Source organism: Streptomyces sp. SID3343 (assembly GCF_009865215.1).
In the GTDB taxonomy this organism is placed as follows: Bacteria; Actinomycetota; Actinomycetes; order Streptomycetales; family Streptomycetaceae; genus Embleya.
Genome location: NZ_WWJX01000471.1, coordinates 1 through 6,331 on the forward strand (window position 1 = coordinate 1; position 6,331 = coordinate 6,331).

A 6,331-nucleotide genomic window follows, 5' to 3' on the forward strand; every position below is an offset into this window, starting at 1 on the left:
GCCGGCCAGGACCGCGCGGGCCCCGCTGTGCTCCAGGACGTAGCCGACCTCGGGAGCAGTCAGCATGAAGTTGACCGGCACCGAGACCGCGCCGAGCCGGGCCAGCGCGAAGTACGCGACCACGAAGCCGTGCGAGTTGCGGGCCAACAGGACGACCCGATCCCCCTTGCCGATCCCACGCGCCGCCAACGCGCCGGCGGCCCGCGAGACGGTGTCGTCGAGCTCGGCGAAGCTCTGCCGCAGCTCGCCTTCCACGATCGCGACCTTGCCCGGGAAGCGGGCCGCGGTCCGGGTGAGCAGGTCGGCGACACCGTGCCGGCGGGCGTGTACAGCGGTCACGGGTGGGCTCCTTGCGTCCGGCGAGCACGTGGAGGCGTCATTGTGTCCGGGGACGGCGCAACGGGGAAGCGTCTCGAAGCGCGAAATCCTCGTGTTGATCGTTTCCGCCGCTAGGTAGGCTTTCTCCCATGACCAGCAGCGAAGCCTCCGCAGTCCTCGACACCGCCCGTCGCGCCCGGGAGGCCGCCGCCGTCCTCGCGCCACTGACCCGAGGCGCCAAAGACGACGCGCTGCTCGCACTCGCGGACGCGCTCGTGGCCCGCTCGGCCGAGATCGTCGCCGCGAACGCGCAGGACGTCGAACTCGCCCGGGCCAACGGCACGAGCGAATCGATGATCGACCGGCTCACGCTCACCGACGAGCGGATCGCGGCCATCGCCTCCGACGTACGCGACGTGGTCGGCCTGCCCGACCCGGTCGGCGAGGTGCTGCGCGGATCGACGCTGCCCAACGGCCTGGAAATGCGCCAGGTGCGAGTGCCGCTCGGCGTGGTCGGGATCATCTACGAGGCCCGCCCCAACGTCACCGTCGACGGCGCCGCGCTGTGTCTGAAGTCGGGCAACGCGGTCCTGCTGCGCGGGTCGTCCTCGGCGTACCGCTCCAACACCGCGATCGTCGCGGTCATGCGCGACGCGGTCGTCGGCGCCGGGCTGCCCGCCGACGCGATCCAGCTCGTACCGGGCGAGACGCACGACGCGGTGAAGGAACTGATGACCGCGCGCGGCCTGGTCGACGTGCTGATCCCGCGCGGCGGCGCCGGGCTGATCCGTACCGTGGTCGAGGGCTCCACCGTCCCGGTGATCGAGACCGGCGTCGGCAACTGCCACGTCTACGTGGACGCGCAGACCGACCTCGCGATGGCGGTGAACATCCTCGTCAACTCCAAGGCGCACCGGGTCAGTGTGTGCAACTCGGCCGAGACGCTGCTCGTGCACGCCGACGTGGCCGACGCCTTCGTGCCGCTCGCGCTCGCGGCCCTCAAGGACGCCGGCGTCACCGTGCACGGCGACGCGGCCGTCCAGGCCTTCTCGGCCGACGTGGTGCCCGCGACCGACGCCGACTGGGACACCGAATACCTGTCCTACGACATCGCCGCCGCAGTCGTGCCCACGCTGCGCGACGCCGTCGCGCACATCCGCCGGCACTCCTCCGGACACACCGAGGCGATCGTGACCACGTCGCAGGCCGCGGCCCGCGAGTTCGTCAGCCTGGTCGACTCCACGGCGGTCATGGTCAACGCGTCCACCCGATTCACCGACGGCGGCCAGTTCGGTTTCGGCGCCGAGATCGGCATCTCCACGCAGAAGCTGCACGCGCGCGGTCCGATGGGTCTGCCCGAGCTGACCAGTACGAAGTACGTGGTCACGGGCGACGGTCACGTGCGTTCCTGACCAGGAATCGGGACGAGGGCACCCGGATGGGTCCGATGAATCGGTATCCATCGGGGCGCCTGCGGTAATACTGTCTAGGAGTGCCCGAATCACCAGGGCCAGAGTTTCCGGACGGCCCAGACTTTCCCGAGTTCTCGGAGGACGAGCTTTCCTCCGTAATCTTCGACGAGTCCTTCGTGCGCGCGGCACGCGTGCACGAACCCTCGGCGAACGAGCGTGGAGCGGCGGTCGATCCTGCCCCGACGCCCACACCGGCCGCACCCGAGCGGACCGACAAGAAGGTCGACCGCGCCGAACGCAGTGACTGGTTCGACGACGGCGCCTACCCTCCCGACGGTGAGGACCCGTGGCGGGCGCGCACCGGGCCCATGCCCGACCACGCCCCCGTGCCCTCGCACGTCCCGTCGTGGTTCGCGAGCGAGCCGTGGGCGCGTGCGGCCCGCGCCACGCGCTGGCGACGCGGGGTCGCGTGGGTGCTGGCCGTCCTGATGGGCGTGGGGGTGGTCGCGATGGCGGTCACCGCCGTCTACCGCAGCGGCTCCTCGCAGGGCCCCGCCTCTCCGGCCCCACAGCCGTCGGCGGGTGCCGGGCGCAGCGCGCCGTCCGACAACAACCCGGTGTTCGCCCCGCTCCCGGGGCAGGACAGCTCGCAGGTGCGAGTCACGGTGGCCCCGGGGGACCCCGCGACGGCCGGCAACCCCTCGACCTCGGGATCCGGCGGGGTACGACCCGCGCCGGCGCACTCCGGGCCGGGCTGACCATCCGTCAGATCGGGGTGTCCACGCACATGCTCACCCATCCGTCGCCGATCTAGGCCGGCTGCATGTCCGGACGCGATGTGCCCCCCGAAGGCCCGAACCGGGGCGGGCCCGACGGCGAGGACGAGTTCGGCGCCGTCGTCTTCGACGCGGCCTTCGTACGCGCGGCGGACCTGCACGAGCCGTCGGCGCGCGAGCGGCTGCACGGCGGGCAGGAACCGCATCGGCTGCGCCGCGTACTCGGCATACCGCTGCGGTCGTTGCGCGGCGCCCTCGCCGCGACGATCGTGCTCGCGGTGCTCGCGGCGGCCGGCTACCTCGGTGCGCACGGGGCGTCGGCACCGAGACCGAACACGGACAGCGGGGCGGCGGTGCTCCAGCGGGTCTCACTCGCGCCGCCGGTCGGGTGGGCGCCCGGCCCGTTGCCCGCGGACCCGATGGCGGGCTCGCCGGCCGCGACGTGGGCGCAGGGGGCCGCGGGGATCTCCACCGCCGAGCATCGCGCGACCGCCCACTTCACCGCCGACCAGGTCGGCCAAGCCCTCGACCTGGTCCGGGAGTTCCTGGTCGACACCCAACTCGATCCGGCCGTACTGCGCGGCGCCCGACCGTGGTCCGCGCTGCCGCTGCTGCGCCGCGGGCAGCGCGATCAACTCGGGGCGGCGCTGGCCGACCCGCGTGACGACGACCGGAGCGCCCCGACCGGGTGGGTGACCCGGTTCGACCCGGAAGCGGTCCGCGTACTCGACGTCCCGGCCAGGGTGGCCGGCACGCTCGCCGCGAGCGAACTCGCCCGGGACGACCTCGTGGTGGCGGCCGACGTGGTCTTCGTCTACGCGGTGGGGCAGCCCGGCGGCCCCGGGTGGACACGCTTCACGGTGCACCGCGTGTGGGACTTCCACGTCGACGCGGACGCCCTGCACGCCGGGTTGTTGCAGGTACGCCGGGCGCTCACGACCGCCGCGCCGCAGCGCTGCGCGAGCGACACGGCGGCCTGGTTCCGGCCGGTCTTCGCCGCCGACCCGCAGACCGACGCACCGCTGCCGGACGAGCGGGTGGACCCGTACGGCTCGGCGGCGGCAGCGGGCACGTGCGGCCGGCTGGCGAGCCCGCCGTGAGCCGGGGTGCCCAAGAGGGGCTCCGGCTGAACGCCGCGCCCGTTCCCGTGTCCTGAGGGGCCGTCAGGCGCCCTCGCCCGAACCGTTGGTGGTGGTCGTCGCGCCCGGCTCGTCGCGGCGCCCCGCGAACTTGTCACGCAACTTGCCGCCCGCGTCCGCCGCGCCGTCGGCGAGGTCGCGCAGCAGACCGAACAGCGGGTCGGTGGTGGTGCGCATCGACTCGCGGTACGCGTTCGCCGACGCCTTGGCCTCGGCGCGGACCGACGCGTTCGCGTCGTCCTCGCGGCGCGGATACTCGCCCGCGAGGATCCGCGCGTAGTCGTCGCCGTCGGCCCACTTGCGCAGTTCGGCGACTCGCACCACGGGATACGGGTGCGAACGGCCGAGCAGGTTCATCAGCTTGAGCACGCTGTCGCGCAGGTCGCCCGCGCCCTCGTACTCCGCCGCCTGCTCCAGGAACGCGTCGGTGCTCATCTCGTGCAACTGCGAGCCGCCCGCGACCTTCATCAGCGCGCGCATCGACACCTCGGGGTCCTGCCCGACGAGCAAACCCGCGCGGTCGCACGACAGTTCCGACTTGCGGAACCACTCCTGCAGCGCGGTGATGATCGCCTGCACGCCGAGCGAGCCCAACGGGATGCCGGACACCACGGTGGCGAGCCGGGTCAGGATCAGCAGCATCGTGCGATACACGGCGTGCCCGGACAGGATGTGCCCGGTCTCGTGCCCCACGACCGTGCGCATCTCGTCGTCGTCGAGCAACTCGACGAGCCCCGACGTGATCACGATGAACGGCTTGTCCATGCCGATCGCCATCGCGTTCGGCTGCGGGTCCTGCGTCACGTACAGCTCGGGTACCTGCGGCAGGTCCAGGATGTACGCCGACTCGCGCGCCATCTCGTGCAGCCGGTGGAACTGCTGCTCGCCGGCGCGGACCGAGCCGGCCAGGAACGCGAGCCGGATCGCGCGCTCGGACACCATGCCCGACATCTGCTTGAGGATCGTGTCGAATCCGCTGAGCCGGCGCATCGCCACCAAGGCGGTGCGGTCGGCGGGGTGTTCGTAGGCCCGGGAGGAGATCCCGGGATAGCGCCTGCGCCCTTCGAAGGGTCCGATCGTGTTGTCGTCCGGCATGCTGTGCCCCCTTGCGTCGACGGTTGTACCTCGACCACCTGCCTCGACCGCCCGTACCGACTGCCGCGACTGCCTCGGCCGATCCGTCCCAGACTATGCGCGCCGGAGCGCGCAGGTGGAGGGTCGCCCCCGGAACCTGGCCGCGCGCCCTCCCCTGTGCGCCCGTACCATGTCGTCCGCACACGTCGGTAAAAACTACGCAAGGGCTGACCACGGATGAGCGAGCACGCGAGCACCGTCCTCACCACGCTGGCCAACGAGGGTGGCAAGCACGAGAACCTCTACCCCTTGGGCGCCGGGATCGGTGCGCTTGCGACGCTCCTCGTCCTGCTGTTCATCGTGACGCGCTTCAACAAGGACCGCTGAGCGGCAACAAGGACCGCCGAGACAAGGACCGCCGAGCGGCAACAAGGACCGCTGAGCAGGCACGGCACGCTCGTTCGGTACCGCTGGTCCCAGCGGTCGCCGTCGCCGTCGCCGCCCCGTCGTCCGTCGCGGGATCGGCCGTTCCGGTGTTGTGACCCCGGGCCGGCGGATCGCCGTCCCGGTGCGTTGTCATGCGCGTTAGGGTGACGGACGCCGGGCCAGGGGTGGGCCGGCGAGGCCGGGGAGGCTCGATGCGTACTTTCGCCATGGGCGAGCGGACGGGGTTGGCAGACTCCGCCATCGGGGTGGAATTCGACGTGTCGGGCGACGGACTCGCGGCGTACTGCTTCAGCCTGGGCTCGACCGATCTGGACGTCGTGTGTACGGCCCGACCGGCGTCGCTGACGAGCGCGGTCGCGCTGGTGGCCGGCGGTACGGGTACGGCCGAGTTCCACGTCGACCTGGCCGCGGTGGACGAGGCCGTCGAGCGACTCGTCTTCGTGATCGCCGGGCGCGACCCGGGCTTCGGTGCCGGGTCGTTCGTACGACTCGTGGGCCCCGACGGCGAGATCGGGCGGTTCGTCCTGCCGGTCGAAGACCTCACCCGCGAACGGGCGTTGATCCTGGCCGAGGTGTATCGGCGCGACGGATGGCGCTTCGGGGCGGTGGGGCAGGGCTACGAAGAGGGCTTGGAGCAACTGGTCCGCGATCTCGGCGCGGACCCCGACGAGGCGTTGATCGCGGCGGCGGTGATGGTGGCCCACGAGCCGGCGGGGGACAGCGAGCCGAGCGACGCGGCTACGGTGCCCGCGCCTCGGACGGAGGCCGCGCCCGAGCCGCCACGTACGCCCGAGCCGGCACGTACGCCCGCACCCGAGGCGAGCCCGGAGCCCGAGCCGAGCACCCAACCCGAGGCGAGTACGGCGCCGAAACCCAGCCCGGAGCCCGGACCGAGCCCTGAGCCCGAGCCGACGCCCGAGCCCGAAGCGAGCCCCGAGCCGGAGCCGAGCCCCGAGCCCCAGCCGACCCCGGCCACCGATCTCGCCCCGGCGCCCGAGGCCGTACAGCCGCCGGCAGCGGTCACAACCCGAGCCGAGCCCGAGCCCGAAACCGCAGTCGAACCCGAAGCCGTTGTCGCGCCCGAGCCCGAGCCCGAAGCCGTTGTCGCGCCCGAGCCCGAACCCGGCGTCAAACCCGAACCCGAACCCGGCGCCGAGCCCGACCC

Annotated in this window: 7 protein-coding genes; 5 read left to right on the forward strand and 2 right to left on the reverse strand. The window is 72.6% G+C overall.

Features of this window, described 5'->3' with window-relative positions:
* The coding region (locus tag GT354_RS15225; RefSeq protein ID WP_161356852.1) for an AMP-binding protein at positions 1-339 on the reverse strand (339 nt) is incomplete at its 3' end.
* A gap of 128 nt (positions 340-467) precedes the next feature.
* Here GT354_RS15225 and GT354_RS15230 point away from each other — a divergent pair.
* From GT354_RS15230 to GT354_RS15240, 3 genes are all read left to right on the forward strand, one after another.
* The gene (locus tag GT354_RS15230; RefSeq protein WP_161356853.1) at positions 468-1,730 is read left to right on the forward strand and encodes a glutamate-5-semialdehyde dehydrogenase; all 1,263 of its coding nucleotides are present in this window, start codon (positions 468-470) and stop codon (positions 1,728-1,730) included.
* 176 nt (positions 1,731-1,906) lie between these two features.
* Complete coding sequence (locus GT354_RS15235; RefSeq protein WP_161356854.1) at positions 1,907-2,488, forward strand: hypothetical protein; 582 nt, start codon at positions 1,907-1,909, stop codon at positions 2,486-2,488.
* A 65-nt stretch (positions 2,489-2,553) separates the two neighbouring features.
* Positions 2,554-3,606, forward strand: coding sequence for a hypothetical protein (locus tag GT354_RS15240; RefSeq protein ID WP_161356855.1), 1,053 nt, complete (start codon positions 2,554-2,556; stop codon positions 3,604-3,606).
* Positions 3,607-3,669: 63 nt separating this feature from the next.
* Here GT354_RS15240 and GT354_RS15245 read toward each other — a convergent pair whose 3' ends face one another.
* Positions 3,670-4,740, reverse strand: a complete 1,071-nt coding sequence (locus GT354_RS15245; RefSeq protein ID WP_161356856.1) for a M48 family metallopeptidase — start codon at positions 4,738-4,740, stop codon at positions 3,670-3,672.
* A gap of 216 nt (positions 4,741-4,956) precedes the next feature.
* Here GT354_RS15245 and GT354_RS52600 point away from each other — a divergent pair, with 216 nt between their 5' ends.
* Both GT354_RS52600 and GT354_RS55770 read left to right on the forward strand, forming a co-directional pair.
* The gene (locus GT354_RS52600) at positions 4,957-5,106 is read left to right on the forward strand and encodes a hypothetical protein (RefSeq protein ID WP_202511926.1); all 150 of its coding nucleotides are present in this window, start codon (positions 4,957-4,959) and stop codon (positions 5,104-5,106) included.
* Positions 5,107-5,357: 251 nt separating this feature from the next.
* Positions 5,358-6,331 (forward strand): TerD family protein (locus GT354_RS55770; protein ID WP_202511927.1); only part of this gene is annotated, 974 nt, incomplete at its 3' end.

Bases quoted from the DNA above. Each gene is read 5' to 3' on its own strand.
- GT354_RS15230 (WP_161356853.1), top strand. From the start codon at position 468: ATGACCAGCAGCGAAGCCTCCGCAGTCCTCGACACCGCCCGTCGCGCC.
- GT354_RS15245 (WP_161356856.1), bottom strand. From the start codon at position 4,740: ATGCCGGACGACAACACGATCGGACCCTTCGAAGGGCGCAGGCGCTAT.
- GT354_RS52600 (WP_202511926.1), top strand. From the start codon at position 4,957: ATGAGCGAGCACGCGAGCACCGTCCTCACCACGCTGGCCAACGAGGGT.
- GT354_RS15240 (WP_161356855.1), top strand. From the start codon at position 2,554: ATGTCCGGACGCGATGTGCCCCCCGAAGGCCCGAACCGGGGCGGGCCC.